Consider the following 26,492-nt stretch of genomic DNA (forward strand, 5'->3'; position numbering starts at 1 on the left):
TTAAAAGAAATATTTTAAAATAAATAGGTTTTTAAAATGTTTGGAGAATTTTCAGAAAATAAAATTAATACAGGTAGACAAAACGATTTGGATATTGCAAAAGGATTATCAATCTTATGGTTTTGGTCCATGTTTTACTTATTTCATTTTATTTTAACTATTCTGCAAGTTTCCCATTTGAATATGTAGTTAATTGTATTCTAGGAGGACCTACAGCTGCACCGGTTTTCATGTTTTGTATGGGAATTGGAATTGTTTATTCTAGACGTAGCCAACCTGAAATAATGATAAAAAGAGGAATATCTCTAATGATATTAGGATTATTAGTAAATATTTTTGAATTTATTTTGCCTCATTTTGTTTCAGGATTTCTTTTACATGATTCATCCATGTTTGGAATTTATGGTGGATTAATCCTTTTTTACGTGGATATTTTAGGATTTGCAGGGCTTTCATTTATACTGTTTGGTCTTTTTAAGAAATATAATCTAACAGATAAGCAAATTCTTACAATTGCAATAATAATGTCTGTAATTGGAAGTTTTGTAAGATATATTGATTTTAACAATCATATTTTAAATATCATTTTTGGATATTTAATAGGCACAACTGACACATTTACAGCATTTCCATTGTTAAATTGGTTCATTTTCCCTATTGCAGGATATGTTTATGGACAATATTTTATCAGATCAAAAGACAAATCAGCATTATTTAAATTTTGGTCAATTTTTATACTTATTGGTATGATTTATTTCATTATAACCTCAATTATCCCAGGAGGATATTTAACTGCTGAGGACACATATTACTTTTTAAATATTACTGCTGCTCTTATTACAGTTGTCTACATTCATGGATACTTAGGATTTTGCTATTACATATCCAAAAAATTACCAGAAGTCTTAATAAACGTGTTTACAACATTAAGTAAAAATATATAAATGTAATTTACATTGCACAATGGTTTTTTATTCCATTAACATTAATATTTATAGTTTATTTAAACAAGAACTTTGTTTTTAATGATATAACTATAACCTTGATTTCAATTGGTATTTTGGCAATATCTACACTAATTGCAATAGCAAATAGAAAAATAAGTCTACGCAAAAAGATAGATTTAATTAAATAATCTAATTTAAAAGCTTAATAAAGAACTTATAAATTGGGAATCCAACGTGTTTAATAAATAATAAAACGTATTGAACGCCCGGAAACTCAAATTCCTTTTTTACTTTTTTTAATTCTTTGATAATATCCAATTTTTGAGGACATTTTCTTAGACATTTTCCACATCCAGTACATCTACCTGCATTTCCAACACTTCCCATTAATCCGCCAACATACTGGTAGTAATTTATAAATGCAGCGTTTATAATACCTTTATCTCCAAATAAGTATTTTTCATTGTATATTTTCATACATTCCGGAATATTTACGCCTTTAGGACATGGCATACAGTATCCGCAGGTTGAACAGTTAATTTTAAGAGATGTTCTTATTACTTTTTTAACTTTATCAACTGTTTCCAATTCCTCACTAGACATTGAGCCAGGAGTAGTATTATTTGCAACTTCAAGGTTTTCATTAAGCTGATCTAAAGTGTTCATACCTGAAAGTGCACAGGTAATGTTTTTATTATTTAAAACCCACTGAAGTGCCCATTGAGCATTACTTTTAGAAGAATCAGCTTTTTTAAATACATTTTCAGCTTTTTTAGGTAAGTTTCCGGATAAGATTCCTCCTTTTAGAGGTTCCATTACTAAAACACCAAGTCCTTTTGATGCTGCATATTCTATTCCTTCAGAGCTTGCCTGGACATTTTCATCAAAGTAGTTGTACTGAACCATTACAATTTCCCAGTCGTAGATATCTACAACTTCACGAAATTCTTCTTTTGGTCCGTGATATGAAAATCCAATGTGTTTTATTTTACCGTCAGCTTTTGCTTTTTTGATGAATTTAAATAAATCACGTTTAATTAATCTATTTATTGCTTTTAAGTCAACAGCATGAATTAAATAATAATCAATACAGTCAATGTTAAGTCTTTTAAGCTGTTCATCAAGTAGTTTTTCCATATCATCGTATTTTTTAACATTGATTGCAGGAAGTTTAGTACATATTTTAACTTTTGATCTTACTTCAGGTAAAATTTCACCTAAAAATGATTCGCTGTCACCATAAAGATATGCAGTATCAATGAAGTTTACTCCATTTTCTATTGCATGAAAAATAAGTTTTTTAGCTTCTGGTCTGTTGATTTTACCATTTTTAACAGGTAATCTCATTGCTCCAAATCCAAGAGGAGATATTTCATCACCAGTTTTTTTAATTAGTCTGTATTGCATAAATAATCTTAAAAAAAGTAGTTTGGAGTTTTTAAGCTCCGTTAACAATTTCTTTCATATATTCAATTAAGTCTGCTTTAGATTCTTCATCATCCATTGCAAATTCAATTGAGGTTTTTAACCATTCTAAACGGTTTCCAATATCATAGGTTCTTCCTTCGAAGGTAACACCGTAGATTGAATCTAATTTTTGAAGTGCATCGGTTAATTGGATTTCACCACCGACACCAGGTTCTGTTTCATCGATTTTATCAAAAATATCTGGTGTTAATACGTAACGACCCATAATAGCTAAGTTGGATGGTGCTTGATGAGCTAATGGTTTTTCAACAAGTTTAGAAATGTTGTAGATGTCTTTTTCGATTTCTTCACCTTTGATAATACCATATCTTTCTACTTTTTCTCTTGGTACTTCTTCAAGAGATATTGCAGATGCTCCGTATTTTTCATAAACATCTATTAACTGTTTAGTACATGGAGTTGGTCCTTTTGTAATGGAGTCTCCAAGCATTACTGCAAATGGTTCATCTCCAACGTGCTTTTTAGCACAGTAAATTGCATCACCTAATCCTCTTTGTTCTTTTTGTCTTACATAACAGATATCTGCTAAATCAGTGATGTCACGAACTTGTTTTAGACGGTCATCTTTACCTGCACTTTGTAAAGTCTGTTCAAGTTCAAATGATTTGTCAAAATGATCTTCAATGGATCTTTTATTTCTACCTGTTACAATTAAAATATCGTCAATACCTGAAGCTACTGCCTCTTCAATTACATATTGGATAGTAGGCTTATCAAAAACAGGTAACATTTCTTTAGGTTGTGCTTTAGTAGCAGGTAAAAATCTAGTTCCAAAACCTGCTGCTGGAATTACAGCTTTCATAATTTATCACCAAAATAATTTTTTTAATTATTAATAACTATTAAACTAATTATTATAAATAGATTAGGAAAAAATAAGTTTTTAAGTAAGTAGTGCGGGGGACGGGACTTGAACCCGCGAAGGGACTGACCCACTAGGCCCTCAACCTAGCGCCTTTGACCGCTCGACCACCCCCGCTTTTAAACAAAAGTAGTTATTATTAAGTATATTCATTAAGTTATATAAACTTAACTGTTTTTACTCTAATTTTATAGTAACATTCATTGTTTTTTCATTTTTTAAATCTTCAATCAAATCCAAATCCAAGTCACGTGCTGCTTTATTGGCTTTAATCATTAATGTACGTGAACAGGTATAATCACTTGTTCTTGCTACAATATCTGTTGGATGAGTTAATGTTAAATCTTCATGGCCAAAACCTACAATTTCATCACGCGCATTTTCAGTTTCTAAAATAACAGTTATTTTTGTATTGGAATTAGCTATTTTAGCTTTAAATTCTTCTGGAAAGTCAAACATTGATTTATCCATACTTGTTCCAATAATACAATCTGCAGTAGGTCCAATCTCAACATCTTTTGTTACCTCAAAAGTTGATTTATGTAGAGAAGTTACATTCTTGTGACCTTTGGTTTGAAGTTTAAAAATCATAATTATACTTAGTCTTAAAAATTAATTAAATGTTTGCATAAGAATAATTAAAAACATCCACAATAATTCTAATATCTCACATTAATATGTGTAAAAATATAACATGACACTTCAATTTATGAGAGCCCATATGATAAATCAAATAAAATGAATATGATAATCTACATAATACTAACCATGAAAGGTTGTTACTGTTTAATTATTGAAGTTGATGAGGATAAAACAATCCAGATTGGTAAAAAATTAGGGAAAATCCAATTTAAAAAAGGATTTTATGTTTATGTAGGATCAGCTATGAATTCACTTTACGCAAGAATTAACAGACATTTAAGTAATGATAAAAAGCTTCACTGGCACATGGACTATTTATCCAAACATTCCAAAATAACAGACGTAATCTACAACAAATCACCAAAAAAGATAGAATGTGACTTATCTAGGCATCTTAGCAAAAAAACTGAAGGAATAAAAGATTTTGGATGCTCAGACTGCAAATGTGAAAGCCATCTTTATTATTTCAAAAATAGAAATGAAGCTATTGAATCTGTTTTAGATGCATATGAGTCACTATCCATGCCATGTGAGTTTTATGAAAAATAATTCTATCTTTCAAAAAGATTATTAACAATAATAAAGAAAAATATAATAGGAAACTTATTTTGAAGTCAATACTTCACACTAACTACCCTAAATATTTTTATAGTGATATTTATGATAAAAATTGGAATATTAGGATACGGAAATATCGGTCGTGGAGTTGAAGCGGCTGTAACTAACGCTAATGACATGGAACTTGCAGGAGTATTCACAAGACGTGACCCTGAAAGTGTTGAAACTGAAACCGGCGCTAAAGTGTACAAAGTTGACGATTTATACAATATGAAAGATGAAATTGACGTATTGATGTTATGTGGTGGAAGTGCAAACGATTTACCTGTACAAACCCCAGAATTTGCAAAATACTTCAATGTAATTGACAGTTTTGATACTCACGCTAAAATCCCTGAACACTTTGAAAATGTTAACAAATCTGCATTAGAAGGGGAAAATGTAGCTATTATCTCTGTTGGTTGGGACCCAGGTCTTTTCTCATTAAACAGATTATACGCACAATCAATTTTACCTAACGGAAACGATTACACTTTCTGGGGTAAAGGAGTATCTCAAGGACACTCTGATGCTATCAGAAACATCCCTGGTGTAAAAGACGCACGTCAATACACAATTCCAGTTGAAAGTGCTCTTAATGCTGTTAGAAACGGTGAAAATCCTGAATTAACTACCCGTGACAAACACACCAGAGACTGCTATGTTGTAGCTGAAGAAGGTGCAGATAAAAAACAAATTGAAAATGATATTGTAACAATGCCTAACTACTTTGATGAATATGACACTACCGTTACTTTCATCACCCAGGAAGAATTAGATGCAAACCATGCAGGAATTCCTCACGGAGGTATTGTATTTAGAAGTGGTACTACTGGTTTAAACAATGAAATGAGCCACATTATTGAGTACAAATTAACTTTAGACAGTAACCCTCAATTTACTGCATCTGTTTTAATTGCTTATGCAAGAGCAGCATACAGATTATCCAAAAATGGTGAATCCGGTTGTAAAACTGTATTTGATATTGCACCAGGATTATTACACCCTGAAAGCCCAGAATTCCAACGTAAAAACTGCTTATAGTTTTTACTCTTCTTTTTTTATTTTAACTGCTTTTACATATTTTATTGCAATACCCTTTTTTGAGAACTTCTTTTCATATTCAGTCATTATATTGAAAATATTTTCACTATGTAAATCATAACTGATTTCTTTTATATCATAGCCATATTTTTTAAAGCTTTCAAGGGAAAATTCAAACAAATCATCATTGTCTGTTTTCATAATGATTTTTTTACAGTTTTTATTGGAAAATAACTCATCATAAATTCCCAAATAGTATTCATGAGTAAGTCTTCTTTTTGCATGTCTTTTTTTAGGCCAAGGATCAGAAAAATTTAAAAAAATAGTATCTATTTTATCCTTTAGTAAATCAACTGAATCTTTTGCATCCATTCTTATAATGCGAAGATTATCAAGATTATATTCATTAATCTTTTTAATTGCAAGGCTTAAAACATTGGAATGCATTTCCATACCAATATAATTAGTATCTGGATTATTTAGTGCCATTCCAATGATAAAATCTCCTTTGCCCATTCCTATTTCAAGACAAATCCTGTTGTCATTTTTAAAATCAATAGAATCTTTTATTAGATAATCACAGTTATCAATTAATTCATCTGCAGGTGAAGAAGTGCGCATTCTCATAGCTACCAGCTTATCCGTTTTCTATTTTCTTAATCAAGTAATTGGCTTTTTTAACAACATCATTACGGTTAAATGAGTTAGCTATTCTTTTAATTGCATCTAAGTTTTTAACGAAGTTATCAAGCCATGAAAATATATCTCCAGGATAAACCTGTATTTGATATTTTCTAAATAGCTTGTTTGAGATGTCTTGAGGATCTTTTCCTTTAAGTCTTTCATGAACAATAACTTCTGAGATTCCTCTTTGCATACATGTACAAAATGGTCTGTCCTGACATCTGCATTGCATAAAATCACTTTGGAGAGCAATTAATGCATCCTGGAACTTCTTGTCAACCTTTTCAATAGCTTCACCACTTGATATAATATCCAATGTTGATTCAGCAAATAATCTGGTTGAGAATTTAATTTTAAGAGCATTAGCTATTTGGTTGTGAATAACACTTGATAAGTATGCGTTTTCAAACATCTCCAAATCCATTGCCATTGCTAAAATCAATACCTTGAGTTTATCATACTTTTCCTTTTTCTTATACATTGGAGAGTGGCCAACATATCTTTTCAAGTATTCTCTATCATTTAAAGTATTTTTAATAAATTCTGCTTCTTCAATCGATAAAAATGACATTGAAGTAGCTCTACCGTATTTGGTTACTTCAAATTTATTGTTTGGAGCATATCTAATCAATCCCAAATCTTCCATTTCATCTCTAGCTATTTTAAGTGAGATTGGAATATCCACATCACTGTAAAAGTCATTTAACTCCTTAGGTGTTTTTATTGAGTTTGAAGAGATATCAGCAAGGATTTGTTCATATGCAGAATCCTCATCATATTCAATATATACATCATCACTATTACTTTCAAGCAAATCCAAAGCTTTAGATTCTTCAGATTCTCCTGCAAAATCATTTCCAATTTCAGGTAAAAGATAAACAATACCTCTGTCATGATATGAAGGTCTTCCTGCACGACCAAGCATTTGTGAAAATTCATTTGGATTAATCCATTTGTTTCCCATTACAAGAGAGTCAAATATTACCTGAGAAGCCGGGAAATCCACACCAGCTGCAAGTGCTGCAGTAGTTACTACACATGCAATTTTTCCTTTATCAAAATCTTTTTCAATTCTTTCTTTTTTATAATATGACAATCCCGCGTGGTATGCCTGAGCATTAACCCTTTTATTGTTTAAGTAATTTGCAATTTGATGGGTTTTACGTCTTGAATTTGTAAATATAATAGTTTGTCCTCTGTATCCCCCTTTGGATTTGGTATTGTATTCTTTTTGAACAAGATTTCTCATTAAATGTCTTTTTTGAGATTCATTTCTTGTATAAACAAGGTGTCGCTCCAAAGGAACTGGTCTTTGAGAGTACTGGACAAGTTTCATGTTAAATTCTGATGCTAAAAATTCAGGGTTTTTAACAGTAGCAGACAATCCTATGATTTGTGTTTTTGAATATAAATTTTTTAAACGTTTAATTAAACCATTAAGACGAGTTCCTCTGTCTTCATCATCAATCATGTGAATTTCGTCAATTAAAACAACACCAAGATTGGACAAAGCATTTGAATTTCCACTTCTTAAAAGATAATCAATTCCCTCATAGGTTGCAACAACAATATCAGCAGATGACACATCAGAATCCGGAAGATTAAGCTCACCTTTTGCTTTAACTCTGTTTCTTCCAACTTTAATAGCTACTTTTAATCCTAATTTTGAGTATTTTTTCTTAAAGTCCCTGTATTTCTGGTTAGCAAGAGCTACAAGAGGTGTAAGGAAGATGAATTTCTTACCTTTAAGCGCTTTTGTAATTCCTGCAAGTTCCCCCACTAATGTTTTACCTGAACCTGTTGCACTTACAACAAGCAAATCTTCTCCTTTGAGAAGTCCTTCCTTAATAGCAAGGTATTGGACAGGTAATAATTTTGTGTTTCCAGAATCCAAAAGAACTTTTTTGAAGTTTTTAGGAATTTTTAGCCTTTTCATATCCACTGGAGGAATAATGTGTTTTGATTTTTTTGTTTTATCAAATAATGTTAAATTTACGTTTTTTAAAGGATCAAAGTGTGGATCTAAGACAGATAAGGTTTTTTCAAGACTTCCTGTTTTTTCAAGAGTTGATTTTAAGTTTCTAAAAATCTTTTTATCAAAGCCCTGAAGCTTAAGTTCCTGTTTTATTGTATCAAAAGCACAGTCTCTACAGATAATCTGATTGTGATATTTATAGGAATAAGAAGAATTTACAATAGTGATATTTCCGTCATATGCACAAAAATCGCAAACCTGGGTTTTTCTAACCTTAATGTTAAGGGATTTTAAAAAGTTCTCCACGTCTTCATCTGGAGTTGCAAGAAAAACCGCCTGTGAGCGTAAAAGCTTATTTACTTCACCTGGTGGCAATAATTTTTCGTTTAGTGTTGAATTATCGTTATAATTGTAATCAGCAACAAATCGTGATATTGATAGTGAATCCCCATTTCTTGAAAATTTTATGTTTCCAACGAATTCTGGTTCCCTTTTTCTGTTTAGTGCACCTTTAGGAGAACCGATAGGGTATAATTTCCATTGTTTTTTAATCTTTTTTAAAACTAGCATTGTTAATAAATATATTTTTAATAATTAAAAAAAGTAACTAAATTTGAATTAGTCAATGTAATCAAATTTAGTTTCTAAGATAATGATTATTGCAAAACCAATTACAGCAACTATTAAGCATGGGAATAAACCTGCAAAACTAATTCCGGCAGCATTTATGATTTCCACACTAGGAACTTTAAGAGAACCAATCATTACTCCAATAAGAAATGCCATAGTTACTTCTTCATGGTTTTTAAGAAGGAAATTCAATATTTTTGAAAATCCAAGAATACCAATAACTGCACCAACAACAAAAACGATAATATCAGTTATTTGGAAGTTATGAAGTGCGTTTAACATGTATTCATATTGTCCAAGAAGCAATAATAAAAATGAACCTGAAATACCTGGTAAAATCATTGCACAAATAGCTATTAAACCTGAAAGGAATATAATCGGTAGTGAATGATTAGCTGCTATTGGATTTAAGCTTACAAATATGAAAGTTAAAACACAACCAATTAATGCGAATAATATGTTTTTTAAGTTAATTTGGTCGAGTTTTTTAAATAAAATAACTGCAGAAGCTATAATTAAACCTAAGAAGAATGCATAGGTAAGTGCTGTGTGAAATTCCATACAATATGTAACCACTTTTGCAAGGGTTAAAAATGCAATTCCAATACCCAGTACCAAAGGAATAAAGAATTTAAAATCTATTTCTTCAAAAATACCATTGATAAATCCATTAATATCACCTTTAATTAATGGTTTTATAAAAGCAAAACGAATTTTACTGATTGCTTCTACTAAATGGCCGTAGATTCCAGTAATTAAAGCAATAGTTCCCCCGGAAACTCCTGGAACAATATCCGCAGAACCCATCATTATTCCACGAATCAATATTAAAAATGTTTCTTTTAAATCAAAATTCAAATTATCACCATAAAAGTAATTACTATAATATTGGATAATTTTATTTAAAAAGGTTATTAAAAAAAGTAAAAAATAAGAAAAAGTAATTGGATTTTATTTAAACTGCGTCAGAACCTCTCTCGCCAGTTCTAATCCTAATAACTTCTTCAACATCAGAAACGAATATCTTACCATCACCAACATCACCGGTTCTAGCATTTTCAATGATGATATCAATGATTCTATCTAAATCTTCTTCATTTACAATTAATTCAACTCTTGTTTTTGGAATTAAATCAATACAGTAACTGGAACCTCTGTAGGATTCTTTAATACCTGCCTGTCTACCTCTTCCTTTTACAGTAGAAACATTCATTCCTTCACATCCTGCAGATAAAAGAGCTACTTTAACGTTTTCAAACATTTCTTCACGAATAACTGCAATAATTCTTTTCATTATATCACCTCATTATATTCTATATCCTGATTCTTCGTGTAATGAAGAGTCAAGCCCTCTGATTTCTTCTTTCTCATCTACTCTTAATCCTATTACAATATCTAATACTTTTCCAATGATATAACTTACTGTAAATGAATAAGCAATTGTTGCAACGACAGCTATTATTTGAATAGTTAATTGGGAAGGATTTCCGTAGAAAAATCCTGCAACTCCATTAATTGATGGTGCTGCAAATAAACCTGTTGCAATTAATCCCCAAACACCTGAAAGTCCGTGAACTCCAAATACATCCAAAGCATCGTCGTATCCGAATTTGCTTTTGATATAAAATACTGCATAGTATGAAATTAATGAAGCACCTGCTCCGATAATCATTGCTCCTGAAAATGAAACAAATCCTGCTGCAGGAGTAATTGCTACTAATCCTGCTACTGCTCCGGTAATTGCTCCTAAGACTGTTGGTTTTCCAGCATTGAATACATCTAAAAGTAACCATACAATCATTGCAACTGCTGCTGCAGTATTTGAAACAAGAATTGCTGAACCTGCTAAACCGTTAGCTGCAAGTGCAGATCCTCCATTGAATCCCATCCATCCAAACCATAAAAATCCAGCACCTAAAACTGAATATCCGAGGTTATGTGGAAGAAGTGAAGTGTCTTTTCTTTTTCCAAGAATTAAAGCTAAAGCAAGAGCGGAAAAACCGGAGTTAACTTCTACTGCAACTCCTCCTGCAAAATCAATAGCTCCCATATTCATTAACCATCCGCCACCCCAGATCCAGTGACAGATTGGAACGTAAACAAGTGTTGCCCATAGGATAATGAATAAAACCCATGCTTTTGTTTTCATTCTTCCAACGATTGCTCCTGAAACAACTGCTGCAGTTAATCCTGCAAAGGTTAGTTGAAATCCAGCATATACTAATGTTGGAATTGAACCTGTTAGTGCATTAACGCCGATTCCTTCCATAAATAATGTTTTTGGAATTCCTATTAATCCCATTAAACTTGAATCGGAAAATGCAAACTGATATCCGTACATAATCCATAGAATGCTAACAATAGCAAATGCAATTAAAGACAAGAACATTGAGTTTAAAACGTTCTTTCTTTTTGATAAACCACCATAAAAAAACGCGATACCTGGAATACTCATTAATAAAACCATAATGGTTGCAACGAGCATCCATGCAGTATCTCCAGTACTTAAAACCATAATAATCACTAAATAAATTGAACTATCTAAATCATCGGAAAACATTGTCGGAAAATATCTTCCACTAAATATTATTTTATAAAAAAGAGTATATAAATGTTTAGTCAATTCAAAAAAATAAGAAAAAAAGAAATTAGCTATTTGCCAAAGTCTTCAACTAATTCCTTTGCATAAGGAGTGATATTCTCATTAAGCATTTTTTCTAAGAACTTACCAGTGTAAGTTCCGGATTTTGCGATTTCTTCAGGAGTTCCAGTAGCAATAACCTGACCTCCACCATCACCACCGTCTGGACCTAAATCAATAATATGATCAGCAGTTTTGATAACATCCAAATTGTGTTCAATAACAACAACTGAATTACCAGAATCTGTTAATCTTGCTAAAACTTCAAGTAATTTTTCAATATCAGCAAAATGAAGACCTGTAGTAGGTTCATCTAAAATATATAATGTTTTACCAGTACTTGACCGGGATAACTCTTTTGCTAATTTAATTCTTTGAGCTTCCCCACCAGACAATGTAGTTGCAGGCTGACCAATCTTCATGTAACCTAAACCAACATCATATAAAGTTTGAAGCTTTTTAGCTATTTTAGGAATGTTTTCAAAGAATTCCAATGCTTCTTCTACAGTCATCTCCAAGACTTCGTAGATGTTTTTACCTTTGTATCTGATATCTAAAGTCTCTTCATTGTATCTTTTACCGCCACAGACTTCACATGGTACATAAACATCTGCTAAGAAGTGCATTTCAATTTGAACAATACCATCACCAGAACATGCTTCACATCTTCCGCCTTTTACGTTAAATGAGAATCTACCAGGTTTATATCCTCTTGCTTTTGCTTCTGGAGTATTTGCAAATAAGTCACGAATATCTGTAAATAATCCAGTGTATGTTGCCGGATTTGAACGTGGAGTTCTACCAATAGGTTTTTGGTTAATAGCAATAACCTTATCAATATTTTCCAATCCTTCAATTTCATCAAATTTACCTGCAAAAGTGAATTTATTTGATAATTTACCCTGAGTACCTTTGTAGAGAATTTCATTAATTAAACTACTTTTACCAGATCCACTTACACCAGTTACACAGGTAAATGTTCCTAATGGGATTTCAACATCAACATTTTTGAGGTTGTTTTGGGCAGCACCGATAATTTTAATGAAATTACCGTTTCCAGGTCTTCTTTGTTTTGGAATATCAATCTTTTTAGCTCTTGATATGTATTGACCTGTAATTGAGTCAGGATTTTTCATAATCTCCAATGGAGTTCCCTGAGCAACTACTTTACCACCGTGTTCTCCAGCCCCAGGACCAATATCTACAACATAATCTGCAGATAAAATTGTTTCTTCGTCGTGTTCTACAACAACAAGAGTGTTTCCAAGATCTTTAAGTCTTTTTAAAGCTTCAATAAGTTTTACATTATCTCTTTGGTGAAGACCGATACTTGGTTCATCCAAGATATACAATACACCAACAAGACCTGAACCAATTTGAGTTGCTAATCTGATTCTTTGAGCTTCCCCTCCAGATAATGTACCGGAAGACCTTGACATGGACAAGTAGTCAAGTCCAACTTCAACTAAGAAGCTTAAACGTTCTTTAATTTCTTTTAAGACTTCTTTTGCGATGAAATTTTCTCTTTCAGTTAATGTTAATTCCTGGAAGAATTGATGTGAGTCTTTAATTGCAAGATCACAAATGTCAATAATTGATTTTCCACCAACAGTAACTGCTAAAACTTCAGGTCTAAGTCTTTTACCATCACAGACATGGCATTTTCTATCAGACATGTATTTTGAGAGGTGTTTTCTTGAGTAATTGGATTTAGTTTCCAAGTATAACCTTTCCATTCTTGGAATTACACCTTCAAATTTACGGTTTACCATGTAAGATTTGTTTTTTCTTTTGAAGTTAAATGGAATCTTATCATCACAACCATATAAAATAGTATTTTGATATTCTTTATCCAAATCCTGGAATGGAACGTCCATACTGAAATTAAAGTGCTTTGAAACTGCTTCAAGCATTTGATAGTAATAGTTTTCTTTTGTTGATGATTTTGACCATGGAGCAATAGCTCCTTCATTTAATGTTAATTTTTTATCAGGAACAACCAAATCAGGGTCAATTTCCATTTTAGAACCTATACCATTACATTCAGGACAAGCCCCTTGAGGTGCGTTAAATGAAAACATCCTAGGAGTTAATTCTTCAAAATTGATTCCACAGTCAACACATGCAAAATGTTCTGAGTATTTTTTCTCATATTCATCTTCACCTGAGAATAAAATTGTAATTAATCCTTCGGAAAACTCAGATGCAGTCTCAAGAGAGTCAACTAATCTTCTTTTAAACTCAACATCACTTCTTGTTTTGAGTCTGTCAACTACAACATCAATACTGTGTCGGTATGTTTTTGCAAGGTCAATATCTTCATCCAAATCTCTTATCTCACCATCAACACGTGCACGAACAAAACCTTTGTTTCTTAAATCTTCAAAGACATCCTTGTGTTGTCCTTTTTTATCTCTGATAACAGGTGCTAAGACTTGAATTTTGAGTCCTTCACCTTCTTCAATAATTGCATCTGCAATTTGACCTAATGTTTGTTGTGAAATTTCTTTTCCACATTTAGGACAGTGAGGAATCCCAATTCTTGCAAATAATAGTCTTAAATAATCATAAATTTCTGTAATTGTTCCTACTGTTGAACGTGGATTTTCCCTTGTAGTTTTTTGATCAATGGAAATAGCAGGGGACAATCCTTCAATGGATTCCATTTCAGGCTTTTTCATTTGACCTAAAAACTGTCTTGCATAAGCAGATAAAGATTCAACATATCTACGCTGTCCTTCAGCATATATTGTATCAAAAGCTAATGAAGACTTACCAGATCCACTTAAACCAGTAATTACAATAAACTCATCACGAGGGACGCTAACATCAATATTTTGTAAATTATGTTCACGTGCTCCTTTGATGACAATTTGTTTTTTAGAATCTTCAGCCATAAACTACTATTAGATAACCTAGCATATATAACCTTTTAGAGAGCATATGAAAAGTAAAAAAAAAGAATGTGTAAAAACACATTAAAATTTTAAAAAAAATTATTTATCCATACCTTTTAAGGCATAGAGTTTGTTTCTTAGTTCTGCAGCTCTTTCAAAGTCAAGTCTTGAAGCTGCTTCCTTCATGTCTTTTTCAATATCTTTAATGAGTAAACGAAGCTCATCTTTTGGCATTTTACTAATATCAGTACCTTTAATGCCTTTATATTTTTCATCTTCCTGAGATAATTTTTCTTTTAATGTTCTTTGAGCAGATGTTGGTGTGATACCGTGAACCTCATTGTATTTCATCTGTAGTTTACGCCTTTTAACTGTGGTATTATATGCATTCATTACTGAATCTGTTTTTTCATCAGCATACATTATCACACGGCCGTTGACGTTTCTTGCTGCACGTCCAATGGTTTGTATTAAGGAAGTTTCGTTTCTTAAAAATCCTTCTTTATCTGCATCGAGAATAGCTACAAGTGATACTTCAGGCAAATCCAAACCTTCTCTTAAAAGGTTTACACCGACAAGTACATCGAATTTACCACGTCTTAAATCATCAATGATTTCAATACGCTCTAAAGTATCGATTTCTGAGTGCATATATCTTACTTTAACACCTATACGTGCATAATAATCAGTTAAATCCTCTGCCATTCTTTTGGTTAGAGTTGTAACCAATATTCTTTCGTCCTTTTTGACAGTTTCCTGAACTTCTTTAAGTAAATCTTCAACCTGATCTGCTACAGGCCTTATTATTACTTCAGGGTCAACCAGACCAGTTGGTCTTATGATTTGTTCAACAACATTTCTTGATTTTGCAAGTTCATAAGCTGCAGGTGTTGCTGATACATAAATAACCTGATTTACAGAAGATTCAAACTCTTCAAATCTTAAAGGACGGTTTTCTTTAGCAGAAGGTAATCTGAAACCATAATCTACAAGAGTTTCTTTACGTGCACGGTCTCCATTATACATTCCTCTAATTTGAGGTACAGTAACGTGAGACTCATCAATTATTGTTAAAAAGTCATCTGGGAAATATTGTAATAAGGAATATGGTTTATCTCCCCAGTTACGACCGGAAAGGTGCATAGAGTAATTTTCAACACCAGTACAGTATCCCATTTCCTTAAGCATTTCAATATCAAAACGGGTTCTCTGCTCCAGTCTTTGAGCTTCCAATAGCTTGCCCATTGCTTTTAATTCGGATAATCTCTCATCAAGTTCATTTGTAATTTTTGAGAGTGCTTCACCCATTTTATCCTGGCCGACAACAAAGTGCTTTGCAGGGAAAATCATATATCTGTTTAGAGATTCCTGTTTTTTTCCAGTAACTCTATCAATTAAGCTAATTGCATCGATTTCATCACCGAATAGCTCAATTCTAATTGGTGGAGTTCCATGAACAGGATTGATTTCAATAACATCTCCCCTGACTCTGAATTGACCACGGGCAAATTCAATATCATTACGTTCATATTGCATGAAGACTAAACGAGCCAATATTTCAGATCTTTCGTAAGTATCTCCAACAGCTATTCCAAAGGCAAATTCTCCATAATCTTCAGGAGAACCTACACCATAAATACAGCTTACACTACTAATAACAATAACATCATCTCTGGATAATAATGATTGAGTTGCAGAATGCCTCATTATATCAATATCTTCATTTACAGAAGATTCTTTATCAATAAAGGTGTCTGTTCTTGGTACGTAAGCTTCAGGCTGATAGTAATCATAATAACTGACAAAATACTCAACTGCATTATCTGGGAAAAATTCTTTAAATTCTTCGTAAAGCTGTGCAGCTAATGTTTTATTATGAGAAATAATGAGAGTAGGTTTTTGGACTTTTTCAATGATATTAGCCATTGTGAAAGTCTTACCTGAACCAGTTACACCTAAAAGTGTCTGTTCTTTTACTCCATCATTTATACCTTTAACTAAAGAATTAATGGCTTTTGGTTGATCACCTAACGGTTTATAAGGTGAGTTTAGTTTGAATTCTTTCATGATATCTATTTGTTAATTGAAACATTGAAACTAACATGAATATAACTTGGAGCACAACAAGGAACAACTTTTTCATCCCTTATTGTGATATCACCATAGCTTTTAATCTCTTTTTCAAGGTCCTGTTTGATTTTACCTACATTATCTTTATTGTAAACTCTAAGAGAACCTAAAAATACTGTTTTAGCAGCCATATTCATTACTGAAATTGTATCAACCTTTTCAAGTTCTTCATATTTTGCTAAAACAATATTGGATTTTTCAGCAAGTTCTTTTTTAATAGTTTCTTTATCCATTCTATTGCCTCAATGCATCTGCAATGCTACTAGCAATAGATACACGTGAGGTATCAGAAGATAATGAATTGGTTCCAATAATCTTGTTTGCACCAGCAGCGTAAATTCTAGTTGCTCCATTATTGGTTAAGATAGGATGTACACAGCATACATCAACAGAGGATGCTCCGTATTGTTTTAAGATGTTAATTGCATTAACAATTGTTCCACCGGTAGCAATAATATCATCAACAATAATTGCATGCATTCCTTTTACAGAATCAACATTTACAGTATTTTCACTTTCACTGTCGCATCTTACATCTACAATCTTGGTTTCAACTTTATCTGGTCCTAAACGGACTTTAGTTAAATAAGTGCAGTCACAACCAATGATTTCAGATATTTCCTGTGCAAATCCATATGCTCCTTTATCAGGTGCAATAATTAATGGTTTAGCATCTTCTTTTTTGAAGAATTTTTTGTTTAAATAATCAGCAATATCTGGCATTGCAGATATATTTCTTGCTGGGATGTTAAAGAAGTCTAAAACACATTTTTCATGGATGTTAAAAGTAATAAATTCATCAGCACCTGCAGATTCAATCATTTCACAAACAATTTTAGCAGAAATTGTTTCTCCAGGATTGAAACGTTTTTCCTGTCTTGCATATCCCATATATGGAACTACTACTCTTACTTTTTTAGCACCTAAGTCTTTGAGGTTTGCTATCATGAATATTAATTCCATGAGATTTTCATCTTGAGGATATCCGGTTGACTGAATAACAGTTACTTCCTCATTTTCAACACTTTCAGAAATTCTTAAATATCTTTCTCCGTCCGGAAACTTTCTAGTTTCCACATAACACAATTTTTCTCCAAGTTCGCGTGCTACACTAGCAGCTAAATCTTGTGAAGATGAACCACCTATAATCACAATATCACCAAAATTTTTATATGAATATAATTATGTTTTTAATTATTAAAAAAGGTTAAGTATTAATATTTAAAAGTGGTATAAAAGTTAATTATGAAAAGAACATCAATGGTTTTAATGGTGATTGTGCTATTAATCTTTGCATTTTTAGCTTCACTTCTAGTTAGTCCCATTTTAATTGTTGCTGAAGACTCAGAGGAAGATGGCGGTATTGATATGGCTGCAAGAATCGGAATTACCGGTTTTGAGTGGGTTTACCCAGGTAGTTCAGTTAATGCTGAAGGTCAAACATTACATAATGTACGTGCTGATCATCCTGATGACCCATATGGTGCTGCCCGTGATATTATGACATACAGCTATGGTGTTACACCACATATCATTGTAAGTGTAAACAATGATGCTGCTGCGGCAATATTTGGTAACAGCATTATTGATGATATTCGTGTAAACGACGCATATAACGGATATGCTGGTAACGAACATGTTTCAGGAACAATGGATCGTGGAGATGCAGTTGGAACTGCAATGGCACAAAATGGAATGAATATTTTTGAAATTCCACTACAATTTTTAATGGGAAATATTAGCATTCATTTTGTCTAAATTCCCATTTTTTCTTTTTTTAATGCATCATTACATAAAATGATAATGAAACACCAATTAATGAAATAACCAACATTATTAAACCATGCTTTTTAAGTGTTGGGTGTTTGGACTGTACTAAAAAGAACGGTAAGAAACATCCAAAGAATGTGAATGTTGCAAAAATAGTATTTTTTGAAAACAAACCAATGATAAATCCACCCCATGAAAATAAAATAGTAGCAATATATGAAAAGATTAATGCTGTTTTATTTACCTGAAGGTCTTCAGTTCTGTAAACTCTTATTTGAGCAGATTTAAGTCCTTCAACTAATGGAGTGCCGCATTTAGCGCAAAAGTCATAATCGTCTTGATTTTCGAATTGGCAATTTTTACATAAGCGTGTCATTACTTAACATTAATATTTCATCATATATAATTATTTTTTAAGCACTACAGCTATTTCATCAAAGTGATTTTGCATATAATCAACATTAGTCATGTTATTGTAAAATTCAAATCCTAATTTTTCCAAAACGCGAGCAGACTGTGCATTTTCACATCTGTATGTTGCATAAATCTCTTTAATATCTAAATCATTGAAAGCTCTTTTAATCAGTTCTTTTGATGCTTCAAATGCATAACCTCTTCCCCAATATTCTTCACCAATCCAGTATCCAAGTTCTGCTGTGTTATCACCCCAGTAGTGATTGCAGTCAGGATGAAATAACAATCCAACACACCCAATAGGAATATCATCTAAAACAACAGAATAGGTTTCTTTTTTTGCAAAAACTGTATTTATAATATTTAAGCTATCTTCAACACTTTCATGAGGTGGCCAGCCTGCAATAGGACCAATTTTTGGATTTTTGGCAAGATTATAAAGACATTCGGCATCACTACTTTTCCAGGGTCTTAAAATGAGATTTGGAGTTTTTAAAATCATTGTTTTAAACTATGAATTTAATTATATAAAAATTTTAAATATAAACACAGATTATATAATTAAATATGAAAATCAAAGATGGAATTGTCGGTTTGGCTGTTGGCGATGCACTTGGAGTTCCTGTTGAGTTTTCCAAAAGATCAAGTCTTGAAGCAAATCCAGTTACTGGAATGAGAAGTGGAGGTACCTGGAAAAAAGCTGCAGGAACCTGGTCTGATGATACTTCAATGTGTCTTGCAACAATGGGAAGTATTGTTAATAAAAAAGCAATAGATTATGCAGATATTATGCAGGAGTTTTGTGAATGGTATTTTAATGATAAATATTCACAAAACGGCACTTTTGATACTGGAATTACAACAACTATTGCAATAGAAAGTTACAAACCTGGAATGAATCCTCTTGAGTGTGGAGGAACCGGAGAAAGGGAAAACGGTAACGGTTCTCTTATGAGAATCCTTCCTTTGGCTTTTATCAAAGATATTTCTTTTGAAACAATTGAAGATATCTCATCTCTGACCCATGCTCATAAAAGATCAAGAATTGCATGTGTTTTGTACATACAAATTGCAAAATCAATGCTTAAAAATCCTGATTTAAGTATTAGACAACACATACAAAATGCAAGTTTGGAAATTATTGATTATTATGGTGAGTCTTATCAAGATGAGCTTAAGCATTTCCAAAGGATTTTTGATGATGATTATTCAGATGGAATTTCAAGTAAAGGATATGTTATCACAACCCTGGAAGCAGCTATTTACTGTTTGGAAAATACCACAAACTACAGGGATGCAGTTTTAAAAGCAGTTAACTTAGGTGAAGATACTGACACAGTTGCAGCAGTTTGTGGCGGACTTGCTGGAATTTATTATGGTTATGAGGATATACCTGTAGATTGGATTAGTGAAATTGACCAAATTCAATCCATCATTGATTTATGTGAAAATTACGAGGTCGTATGTTATGAATATTTATGAAACTATTAAAAATATTAGGGCTTCCTGCGATAATTATATAGACCCAAACCTGTTGGCATTTATCATTGATGATAACAACTACATGGGGACCAATAATATTCTAGAAATAAAAGGATATGACATTGCAGAAGACGACAGTTACGAGAAAAGACTTTTAAAAATCCATAAAAGCGAAAATATATTCCTTCCTTTTGGAATGATTACTTTTATGCCAATATTAAATGAATGCGATATTTTTTCTTCAGAGGATTATAATTTACAACTTAGCGAAGCTGAATTTGACGAATACAGCAATAATGAAGAAAAATTATTCGGAATTTTAATAAAAAAGAATTCACAGGAATTTCTTATTGGAAAAACAGATGTTTGTAATTGCAGTGTAACTGCTTCATTTAAGGAATTTAAAAAAATAGACGGTGAATTTTATAAAAAAATTAAATAAATAATAGATAGTAAAATTATCTATTAATAAAATTCTTTTTAATTCTCTCCCACATTGCCTGTTCTTCACCACAGCCAGACATCATAATATTTTTATATTGAGACTCAACAACTAAATCAGATAACTTTTTAATTCTTTTATCCAATTCATCATATCCTATTGGATAAAATTCTGCTGATTCAAACTCTTTTTTAATAATATTATAATATTCTTCACCTTTTTCAACAGAGTGTCTTCCAGGAAGAACAATAACATGTTCGGGATTCATACTTTTAATTACATTGAAGTGGTCGTTAAAGATATCCTCTTCATCAACATCAGGAGTTGTGTAAATAAATTCCAAAGGACTGTCCAAGTAGCTTTTCATGAATAATGCATTGATTTTAAGTGCATCACCGTTATCTCCCTGTCCAATACCAACGTTTTTGTCACCAACTCTTATAACTTCAAATCTTCCAGGTGGAATAAAAGACATATCTAAATTATCAAATACATTATGAATTGTCTTTTCAATATTTTCAACTTTAGGAGTAAAAGATGAATAAGCAGTAATTGAAGCTAATGTATTGTAAATATTGTGGAATCCAAATGCAGGAACATTTAATTCCAAGTCAAGTTCAATATTTTTTGCTGCGTGATAGTTGTATACTTCACCTTTAATAACCAGTTTCCATGAATCTGGTTTAAATTCAGCATCTACAAGTTTTACATTAGGTTCAGGACGTTTAAAACCGCAACTGCAGGAATAAACTCCTCTATGATTTAAATAATATTGTGAATAATCTAAAATTTCACCACAGTTTGGGCAGACAACTTCTGCTTTATCAAAATCACTGATTTGAGAAATTTCGATTCCATAGAAATTGACATGAACATCATTTTGTTTTTCACTACCTATCCATGCAGTTCTTGGATCATCAGCATTTGAAACAATTACTCCATCTTTCATACCATAGGATAATAATTGTTTAGCACGTAAATACTCAGTGAAAGGATTTTTAACACCTGAAACCTGAGTATGTTCCTGAGAAATAGTTGTATATACAACACCAATAGGATTTAATAATCTTTGAACAGTATCCGGAATTCCGTATTTTATATTACGAATACCATATTCAAAAACACCTAAATCTCCTTTATGTTTTAATAGTGCTGTTGTAATTGAATTAATAGTGTTATTCTCAAAACTTTTTTTAATTGGAATATCATTTTCCATTAATTTAATTAAAAGAGTGGTGGTAGTAGTTTTTCCGTTTGTACCAGTTACTAAAACAGATCCTAAATCCATCTCACTAGCTAAATCAGATATCGCATCCTGACCCGCAATGCGAGTGAAAATATATCCAGGATAATTTCCTCCATTACTGATACCTGAACTAAATAATGAAATAAGTGTTTTAGCACTAAGTTTAGCAAAATTAAATTTAAACTTACCAGTCATGCAATTAACTTTATGTTTGATAGTATTTAATTATACCTAATATTTAGATAATTTAGTAAAAAATTGTTAAAAAAAATAAAATAAGAATCCAACTTAATTTGCAGTTGGATTAGTTATAACAGGTTTTGGAATTTTATCAGTGATTTTAGAAGTTGAATCTTTCATTTTTGCAAGTAAATTGTCTTTATCAGAACAGTCTACTAATATATTTTCTAAAACATCACTTAAAGTTTCAGTTGGAATGATTTCAATCATATCTTCGTATTTTTTCTCAATCATAACATCTTTTAAGTTAGATTTAGGAATCAATACTTTTTTCATTCCAGCTTCAGCAGCTGCTTCGATTTTAGCAGTTGCACCACCAATAGGCATTACATCTCCACGTACATTAAGAGAACCTGTTAATGCAACAGTCTGGTCAATTGGAATTTCTTCAATAGCTGAAATTACTGCAGTTGCAATAGTTACACTCGCAGAGTCACCTTCAACACCATCGTAGGTTTGGATGAACTGAACGTGAATATCGTAGTTTGAAATATCCTTATTTGAATATTTTTTGATTAATGCACTTACGTTGTGTACAGATTCACTAGCAATTTCACCTAATTTACCGGTTGCAATGATTTGACCACCAGTTTTTGATTGGGTTGGTGCAGCTTCTGCTGCAATTGGAGATACAATTCCACTTCTATCTCCGATAACTGCAAGACCATTAATAAGACCGACTCTTCCACCTTCAGCAGATACCATACTGTAGTCTTTTCTTTGCATAATGGATCTGTCAGCTATTTGCTGTTCTAAGGTTCTTGCATATCTTTTTGCTTCCAATACATGTTCAGCAGTTACAAGATCTGCTCCATTTTCAATAGCTACATCCCCTGCAGACCTTACAAGTCCACCGAGTTCTCTTAATTTTAAGGTAAGAGCATTTTGTTTTCCAGATCTTCTTTTTGCTTCCATAATGATTTCATCTAAAGCATCAGTTCCAAAGTGAGGAATTCTTCCATCATTTTTAACTTCCTGAGCTACAAACTGAACTAATTTTTCTCTGTTTTCAGTAGTATCTTCCATGTAGTCTTTCATAAAGACCTCATAACCATATCCTCTGATTCTGGATCTCATTGCAATGTGCATTCCTTCAAGAACCTGAAGGTTACCGGAAGCTACAAGTACAAAGTCACACGGTACTGACTGGGATCTTACCATAGCACCACTTGAGTTTTCACTTTGACCGGTAATAGAGTATTGTTTTTCCTGCATTGCAGATAAAAGCTCCTGTTGGGTTTTCATAGACATTGTACCAATTTCGTCAATGTATAAAACTCCACGGTTTGCTTTGTGAATCATACCTGCTTCTACACGTTCGTGTGCAGGAGTTCCAAGTCCACCGGATTGGTATGGGTCGTGACGTACATCTCCTAAAAGAGCACCAGCGTGAGCACCGGTTGCATCCATAAATGGTGCAAATCTGGAGTCTTCATTGTTTACTAACAATTTAGGAGACATATTTGCATTTTTTGGTTTGATTTGGATTGAAATGAGTAAAATTAAAGCTGCTGCAATAATGGATTCAAGTAATCTTCCATACATAAATCCGATTACCAACACACCACCGATTGCAAACATTGTAATAATTGTTTTTTTCTCCTCATGACCTTTAGCAGAGCCTTTAGTTGCTTTTACAATCTTTTTACCTTCACCTGCAGGTACAGTTCTTATAAGAGGGTGATTATTGTCCTCCATATTCGGATATACCAATACATCTTTTAAAGTTTCATGAGGTAAAATTTGTGCCATTCCTTTAGCAAGCATGGATTTTCCTACACCCGGATCTCCAATAAGCAATACATTCCTTCTTTGTTTTGCTGCTTTTTTTATTGTTTCAATGGACTCTTCGTGTCCAATAACTTGATCAATTAATAAAGGTGGGACTTCAATATCTTGTGAACTTTTAATATTATCATAATCTAACATAGGTTGAGTTTCTTCATTTTTATTTTCTTCTTCTTTTGGTTGAGAAACTTCCTCTTGAGGTGAATCTTCAGTTAATTCCACTTCATCTAATTTCATAACAAACCTCCTTTCAGTAAATAAGTCATCATTAAAAAATTAATCTCCTATACTATATAAATATTATTTAATAAGAGAATATATAAAGTTTTCCAATTTAGTAAACAAAAGTTACTTTAATATTTTTCACACTAAAAACAAATAGACTTTACTTATTTTAAAATTATTTATAACATTAATAATAAAATATTCAACTATGACAAATTGTATCATGGTTCAGGGAACCTCATCAAATGCAGGAAAAAGTATGCTTGTAGCAGCATTATGTAGAATTTATAAAAACAGAGGATACAAAGTAGCCCCATTTAAATCCCAAAACATGTCCTTAAACTCATACACAACTAAGGAAAACGGGGAAATTGGAATAGCTCAAATGCTACAGGCACAAGCTGCAATGATTGAACCAAGTGTACATATGAACCCGATTTTACTTAAACCAAAAGGAGATTTCACATCAAATGTAATCATCCAGGGAAAATCAATTGGAGATATGAACTTTTATGACTACCAGCACAAATACCATGATACAGCACTCAAAGCCGTAAAAGAAAGTTTAGACATCTTAAAAGAAGAATATGATGTTATTATTATTGAAGGTGCCGGTTCTCCTGCTGAGATTAATATGAGAGACCAGGATCTTGCAAATATGGAAATTGCACATCTTGCAGATGCAAATGTCATATTAATTGCAGATATTGAAATGGGAGGTGTTTTTGCATCAATTGCAGGAACATATGTGCTTCTTGATGATTATGACAGATCAAGGCTAAAAGCAACTGTTATTAATAAATTCAGAGGTAATTTGGATATTTTAAAACCTGGTCTTGAGCGAATTGAAGAAATAACCGGAGAACCTGTTTTAGGTGTTCTTCCATATGATGAAACATTAAAATTACCTGAAGAAGACTCAGCATCCCTAACCACACATGTTTTTGAAGAAGACAAAGACATAACAATTGGTGTTATCAGACTTCCAAAGATAGCTAACTTTACTGATATTGATCCTTTTGAATTTGAAGATGATGTTTCTGTTAAAATGATTGGAGTAAACGATGATATTGGTGATGTTGATGCTATTTTAATTCCTGGAACACGTAATTCAACAGAAGATATGTTTTCCCTTCGCGAAAGTGGTCTTAGTGAAAAAATAATTAAAAAAGCGAAAGAAATACCTGTTGTAGGGATTTGTGGCGGATTGCAGATTTTAGGAAACATTATTCATGATGAAGACAAACGTGAATCAAAACACGGAACAATGGAAGGTCTTGGTCTTTTGGATATTGAATCAACATTTACAAGAGAAGAAAAAATCGTAACACAGTCAACTGCAACAATTCCAGATGATTTAGAAGGACTTGCAGGAGAAATATTTAAAAACATTGCTGGTGAAAGCGTTAACGGATATGAAATCCACGAAGGAACAACTGATTTATTAAATTCAAAACCAATGTTTAATGTTACAAAAGGACAGGGAAATAACGATAATGGAATGTTTGACGGAGCATGTAATGGAAATGTATTTGGAACATATTTCCACGGAATTTTCCATAATTATAACTTTAGAAAAGAGTTTTTAAACTACATTAGAGTTAAAAAAGGTCTTGAGGCAAAATATGGTGAAGATCCATACGAAACCCAAAAGGATTATTCCTTAAACAGACTTGCTGAGATTGTTGAGCAAAATCTTGATATGGAAATTATCGATAAATTGTTATTTAAACAATAATTTCCTCATTTTCTTTTTTAATATGAATGCTTAATGATTTATAAGTTAAAATAAGCATTACAATTATCTGAATTACATCAGAAGAACAATTGCCATGAAAATACCAAATTCATGTGAATTAAATAGTACTTCTCCAATAAGCATGAAAACTACAAACATGGAAACATTAAGTAAAATGCTTAAAAGTGAGTAAATACTCTTTCCTATACCTATAAAGTAATAATTAGTTATTCTAACAACTGGTTGTGAGAATAAACTTAAAATACTAAATACAATAAGACTTCCAATAGCTTTTTTTGCTTCAGTATTATCTGTGAAATAAACAATGATGCTTTTGTATGAAAACAGATATATTACACTAACAATAGCTGTAACAAGCATTACAATAATTATTAGTTTTTTAAGAGTTTGTGAAAGTGTTTTAAACCTTTTAGCACCGGTGAGGTGTGCTGTTACAATACAAATTCCCTGGGAAATTCCCTGGATTGGGGTAAACATCAATGTTTGAATTCTAAGAAGTACAACATATCCAAATGAAATCATTGGATTTGCAAATAAATAAATTGCATAATTAATCATAATACCCAATATTGCAATTATTAAACCGTTT

24 protein-coding genes and 1 tRNA gene are annotated in these 26,492 nt (G+C 32.1%); 7 read left to right on the top strand and 18 right to left on the bottom strand.

Going from position 1 to position 26,492, the window contains the following annotated elements:
• Positions 1 to 116: 116 nt before the first annotated feature.
• Entirely contained in the window at positions 117 to 944 is an 828-nt protein-coding gene (locus tag PUD86_01015) for a hypothetical protein (protein MDD6775867.1), read from the top strand.
• Between the two features lie 192 nt (positions 945 to 1,136).
• On the opposite strand, the gene PUD86_01020 is transcribed toward PUD86_01015, so the two are convergent.
• From PUD86_01020 to PUD86_01035, 4 genes are all read right to left on the bottom strand, one after another.
• Entirely contained in the window at positions 1,137 to 2,354 is a 1,218-nt protein-coding gene (locus tag PUD86_01020) for an aldo/keto reductase (protein MDD6775868.1), read from the bottom strand.
• A gap of 31 nt (positions 2,355 to 2,385) precedes the next feature.
• Positions 2,386 to 3,237, bottom strand: a complete 852-nt coding sequence (galU, locus tag PUD86_01025) for a UTP--glucose-1-phosphate uridylyltransferase GalU (protein ID MDD6775869.1) — start codon at positions 3,235 to 3,237, stop codon at positions 2,386 to 2,388.
• A gap of 93 nt (positions 3,238 to 3,330) precedes the next feature.
• Positions 3,331 to 3,414, bottom strand: a tRNA-Leu gene (locus PUD86_01030).
• Between the two features lie 60 nt (positions 3,415 to 3,474).
• A complete protein-coding gene (locus PUD86_01035; GenBank protein MDD6775870.1) occupies positions 3,475 to 3,888 on the bottom strand; it encodes a DUF371 domain-containing protein in 414 nt (137 codons plus the stop codon).
• Between the two features lie 177 nt (positions 3,889 to 4,065).
• Here PUD86_01035 and PUD86_01040 point away from each other — a divergent pair, with 177 nt between their 5' ends.
• Together PUD86_01040 and PUD86_01045 are read left to right on the top strand one after the other, a co-directional pair.
• Positions 4,066 to 4,488, top strand: a complete 423-nt coding sequence (locus PUD86_01040) for a GIY-YIG nuclease family protein (protein MDD6775871.1) — start codon at positions 4,066 to 4,068, stop codon at positions 4,486 to 4,488.
• A 111-nt stretch (positions 4,489 to 4,599) separates the two neighbouring features.
• Positions 4,600 to 5,580, top strand: a complete 981-nt coding sequence (locus PUD86_01045; GenBank protein ID MDD6775872.1) for a diaminopimelate dehydrogenase — start codon at positions 4,600 to 4,602, stop codon at positions 5,578 to 5,580.
• Between the two features lie 3 nt (positions 5,581 to 5,583).
• Here PUD86_01045 and trmB read toward each other — a convergent pair whose 3' ends face one another.
• The 9 genes from trmB to PUD86_01090 all read right to left on the bottom strand — a co-directional run bounded on the left by trmB (position 5,584) and on the right by PUD86_01090 (position 17,689).
• Positions 5,584 to 6,207, bottom strand: a complete 624-nt coding sequence (gene trmB / locus PUD86_01050) for a tRNA (guanosine(46)-N7)-methyltransferase TrmB (protein ID MDD6775873.1) — start codon at positions 6,205 to 6,207, stop codon at positions 5,584 to 5,586.
• Between the two features lie 10 nt (positions 6,208 to 6,217).
• A complete protein-coding gene (locus PUD86_01055; GenBank protein MDD6775874.1) occupies positions 6,218 to 8,809 on the bottom strand; it encodes a DEAD/DEAH box helicase in 2,592 nt (863 codons plus the stop codon).
• A gap of 48 nt (positions 8,810 to 8,857) precedes the next feature.
• Positions 8,858 to 9,676, bottom strand: a complete 819-nt coding sequence (locus tag PUD86_01060) for a DUF368 domain-containing protein (protein ID MDD6775875.1) — start codon at positions 9,674 to 9,676, stop codon at positions 8,858 to 8,860.
• Between the two features lie 148 nt (positions 9,677 to 9,824).
• A complete protein-coding gene (locus PUD86_01065; GenBank protein ID MDD6775876.1) occupies positions 9,825 to 10,163 on the bottom strand; it encodes a P-II family nitrogen regulator in 339 nt (112 codons plus the stop codon).
• A 12-nt stretch (positions 10,164 to 10,175) separates the two neighbouring features.
• Positions 10,176 to 11,387, bottom strand: coding sequence for an ammonium transporter (locus tag PUD86_01070; protein ID MDD6775877.1), 1,212 nt, complete (start codon positions 11,385 to 11,387; stop codon positions 10,176 to 10,178).
• Positions 11,388 to 11,521: 134 nt separating this feature from the next.
• Entirely contained in the window at positions 11,522 to 14,407 is a 2,886-nt protein-coding gene (uvrA, locus tag PUD86_01075; GenBank protein MDD6775878.1) for an excinuclease ABC subunit UvrA, read from the bottom strand.
• 99 nt (positions 14,408 to 14,506) lie between these two features.
• Complete coding sequence (gene uvrB / locus PUD86_01080) at positions 14,507 to 16,474, bottom strand: excinuclease ABC subunit UvrB (protein ID MDD6775879.1); 1,968 nt, start codon at positions 16,472 to 16,474, stop codon at positions 14,507 to 14,509.
• 5 nt (positions 16,475 to 16,479) lie between these two features.
• Positions 16,480 to 16,770: a hypothetical protein gene (locus PUD86_01085; protein MDD6775880.1), complete on the bottom strand. Its 291-nt coding sequence runs from the start codon at positions 16,768 to 16,770 to the stop codon at positions 16,480 to 16,482.
• Between the two features lies 1 nt (position 16,771).
• Entirely contained in the window at positions 16,772 to 17,689 is a 918-nt protein-coding gene (locus PUD86_01090; GenBank protein MDD6775881.1) for a ribose-phosphate diphosphokinase, read from the bottom strand.
• 93 nt (positions 17,690 to 17,782) lie between these two features.
• Here PUD86_01090 and PUD86_01095 point away from each other — a divergent pair, with 93 nt between their 5' ends.
• On the top strand, positions 17,783 to 18,295 hold the full coding sequence (locus PUD86_01095; protein MDD6775882.1) for a hypothetical protein: 513 nt from the start codon (positions 17,783 to 17,785) through the stop codon (positions 18,293 to 18,295).
• 19 nt (positions 18,296 to 18,314) lie between these two features.
• Here the strand turns inward: PUD86_01095 and PUD86_01100 are convergent, their stop codons facing one another.
• Both PUD86_01100 and PUD86_01105 read right to left on the bottom strand, forming a co-directional pair.
• On the bottom strand, positions 18,315 to 18,683 hold the full coding sequence (locus PUD86_01100; GenBank protein MDD6775883.1) for a zinc ribbon domain-containing protein: 369 nt from the start codon (positions 18,681 to 18,683) through the stop codon (positions 18,315 to 18,317).
• Positions 18,684 to 18,713: 30 nt separating this feature from the next.
• Positions 18,714 to 19,223, bottom strand: a complete 510-nt coding sequence (locus tag PUD86_01105) for a GNAT family N-acetyltransferase (GenBank protein ID MDD6775884.1) — start codon at positions 19,221 to 19,223, stop codon at positions 18,714 to 18,716.
• A gap of 65 nt (positions 19,224 to 19,288) precedes the next feature.
• Between PUD86_01105 and PUD86_01110 the strand changes: the two genes are divergently transcribed.
• The gene (locus PUD86_01110) at positions 19,289 to 20,203 is read left to right on the top strand and encodes an ADP-ribosylglycohydrolase family protein (GenBank protein ID MDD6775885.1); all 915 of its coding nucleotides are present in this window, start codon (positions 19,289 to 19,291) and stop codon (positions 20,201 to 20,203) included.
• Positions 20,190 to 20,645, top strand: a complete 456-nt coding sequence (locus tag PUD86_01115; protein ID MDD6775886.1) for a hypothetical protein — start codon at positions 20,190 to 20,192, stop codon at positions 20,643 to 20,645. The genes PUD86_01110 and PUD86_01115 overlap by 14 nt, the downstream gene beginning before the upstream one ends.
• Before the next feature lie 16 nt (positions 20,646 to 20,661).
• Here the strand turns inward: PUD86_01115 and PUD86_01120 are convergent, their stop codons facing one another.
• On the bottom strand, positions 20,662 to 22,086 hold the full coding sequence (locus PUD86_01120; GenBank protein ID MDD6775887.1) for a Mur ligase family protein: 1,425 nt from the start codon (positions 22,084 to 22,086) through the stop codon (positions 20,662 to 20,664).
• Between the two features lie 93 nt (positions 22,087 to 22,179).
• On the bottom strand, positions 22,180 to 24,060 hold the full coding sequence (lonB, locus tag PUD86_01125; GenBank protein MDD6775888.1) for an ATP-dependent protease LonB: 1,881 nt from the start codon (positions 24,058 to 24,060) through the stop codon (positions 22,180 to 22,182).
• A 292-nt stretch (positions 24,061 to 24,352) separates the two neighbouring features.
• Here lonB and cobQ point away from each other — a divergent pair, with 292 nt between their 5' ends.
• Positions 24,353 to 25,882 (top strand): cobyric acid synthase CobQ, encoded by a 1,530-nt coding sequence (gene cobQ / locus PUD86_01130; GenBank protein ID MDD6775889.1) that lies wholly within the window; start codon positions 24,353 to 24,355, stop codon positions 25,880 to 25,882.
• Positions 25,883 to 25,954: 72 nt separating this feature from the next.
• On the opposite strand, the gene PUD86_01135 is transcribed toward cobQ, so the two are convergent.
• Positions 25,955 to 26,461 (bottom strand): MATE family efflux transporter, encoded by a 507-nt coding sequence (locus PUD86_01135; GenBank protein MDD6775890.1) that lies wholly within the window; start codon positions 26,459 to 26,461, stop codon positions 25,955 to 25,957.
• Positions 26,462 to 26,492: the final 31 nt, after the last annotated feature.

Source organism: Methanobacteriaceae archaeon, assembly GCA_029219465.1.
Taxonomy (GTDB): domain Archaea; phylum Methanobacteriota; class Methanobacteria; order Methanobacteriales; family Methanobacteriaceae; genus Methanocatella.

Coding starts and splice junctions, on each gene's coding strand:
- galU (MDD6775869.1), bottom strand. CDS start 3,237: ATGAAAGCTGTAATTCCAGCAGCAGGTTTTGGAACTAGATTTTTACCT.
- PUD86_01085 (MDD6775880.1), bottom strand. CDS start 16,770: ATGGATAAAGAAACTATTAAAAAAGAACTTGCTGAAAAATCCAATATT.
- cobQ (MDD6775889.1), top strand. CDS start 24,353: ATGACAAATTGTATCATGGTTCAGGGAACCTCATCAAATGCAGGAAAA.
- PUD86_01100 (MDD6775883.1), bottom strand. CDS start 18,683: ATGACACGCTTATGTAAAAATTGCCAATTCGAAAATCAAGACGATTAT.
- PUD86_01055 (MDD6775874.1), bottom strand. CDS start 8,809: ATGCTAGTTTTAAAAAAGATTAAAAAACAATGGAAATTATACCCTATC.
- PUD86_01060 (MDD6775875.1), bottom strand. CDS start 9,676: ATGGGTTCTGCGGATATTGTTCCAGGAGTTTCCGGGGGAACTATTGCT.
- lonB (MDD6775888.1), bottom strand. CDS start 24,060: ATGTTAGATTATGATAATATTAAAAGTTCACAAGATATTGAAGTCCCA.
- PUD86_01135 (MDD6775890.1), bottom strand. CDS start 26,461: ATGATTAATTATGCAATTTATTTATTTGCAAATCCAATGATTTCATTT.
- PUD86_01040 (MDD6775871.1), top strand. CDS start 4,066: ATGAAAGGTTGTTACTGTTTAATTATTGAAGTTGATGAGGATAAAACA.
- uvrA (MDD6775878.1), bottom strand. CDS start 14,407: ATGGCTGAAGATTCTAAAAAACAAATTGTCATCAAAGGAGCACGTGAA.
- PUD86_01035 (MDD6775870.1), bottom strand. CDS start 3,888: ATGATTTTTAAACTTCAAACCAAAGGTCACAAGAATGTAACTTCTCTA.
- PUD86_01015 (MDD6775867.1), top strand. CDS start 117: ATGGTTTTGGTCCATGTTTTACTTATTTCATTTTATTTTAACTATTCT.
- PUD86_01110 (MDD6775885.1), top strand. CDS start 19,289: ATGAAAATCAAAGATGGAATTGTCGGTTTGGCTGTTGGCGATGCACTT.
- trmB (MDD6775873.1), bottom strand. CDS start 6,207: ATGAGAATGCGCACTTCTTCACCTGCAGATGAATTAATTGATAACTGT.
- PUD86_01120 (MDD6775887.1), bottom strand. CDS start 22,086: ATGACTGGTAAGTTTAAATTTAATTTTGCTAAACTTAGTGCTAAAACA.
- PUD86_01065 (MDD6775876.1), bottom strand. CDS start 10,163: ATGAAAAGAATTATTGCAGTTATTCGTGAAGAAATGTTTGAAAACGTT.
- PUD86_01105 (MDD6775884.1), bottom strand. CDS start 19,223: ATGATTTTAAAAACTCCAAATCTCATTTTAAGACCCTGGAAAAGTAGT.
- PUD86_01020 (MDD6775868.1), bottom strand. CDS start 2,354: ATGCAATACAGACTAATTAAAAAAACTGGTGATGAAATATCTCCTCTT.
- PUD86_01045 (MDD6775872.1), top strand. CDS start 4,600: ATGATAAAAATTGGAATATTAGGATACGGAAATATCGGTCGTGGAGTT.
- PUD86_01095 (MDD6775882.1), top strand. CDS start 17,783: ATGAAAAGAACATCAATGGTTTTAATGGTGATTGTGCTATTAATCTTT.
- PUD86_01115 (MDD6775886.1), top strand. CDS start 20,190: ATGAATATTTATGAAACTATTAAAAATATTAGGGCTTCCTGCGATAAT.
- uvrB (MDD6775879.1), bottom strand. CDS start 16,474: ATGAAAGAATTCAAACTAAACTCACCTTATAAACCGTTAGGTGATCAA.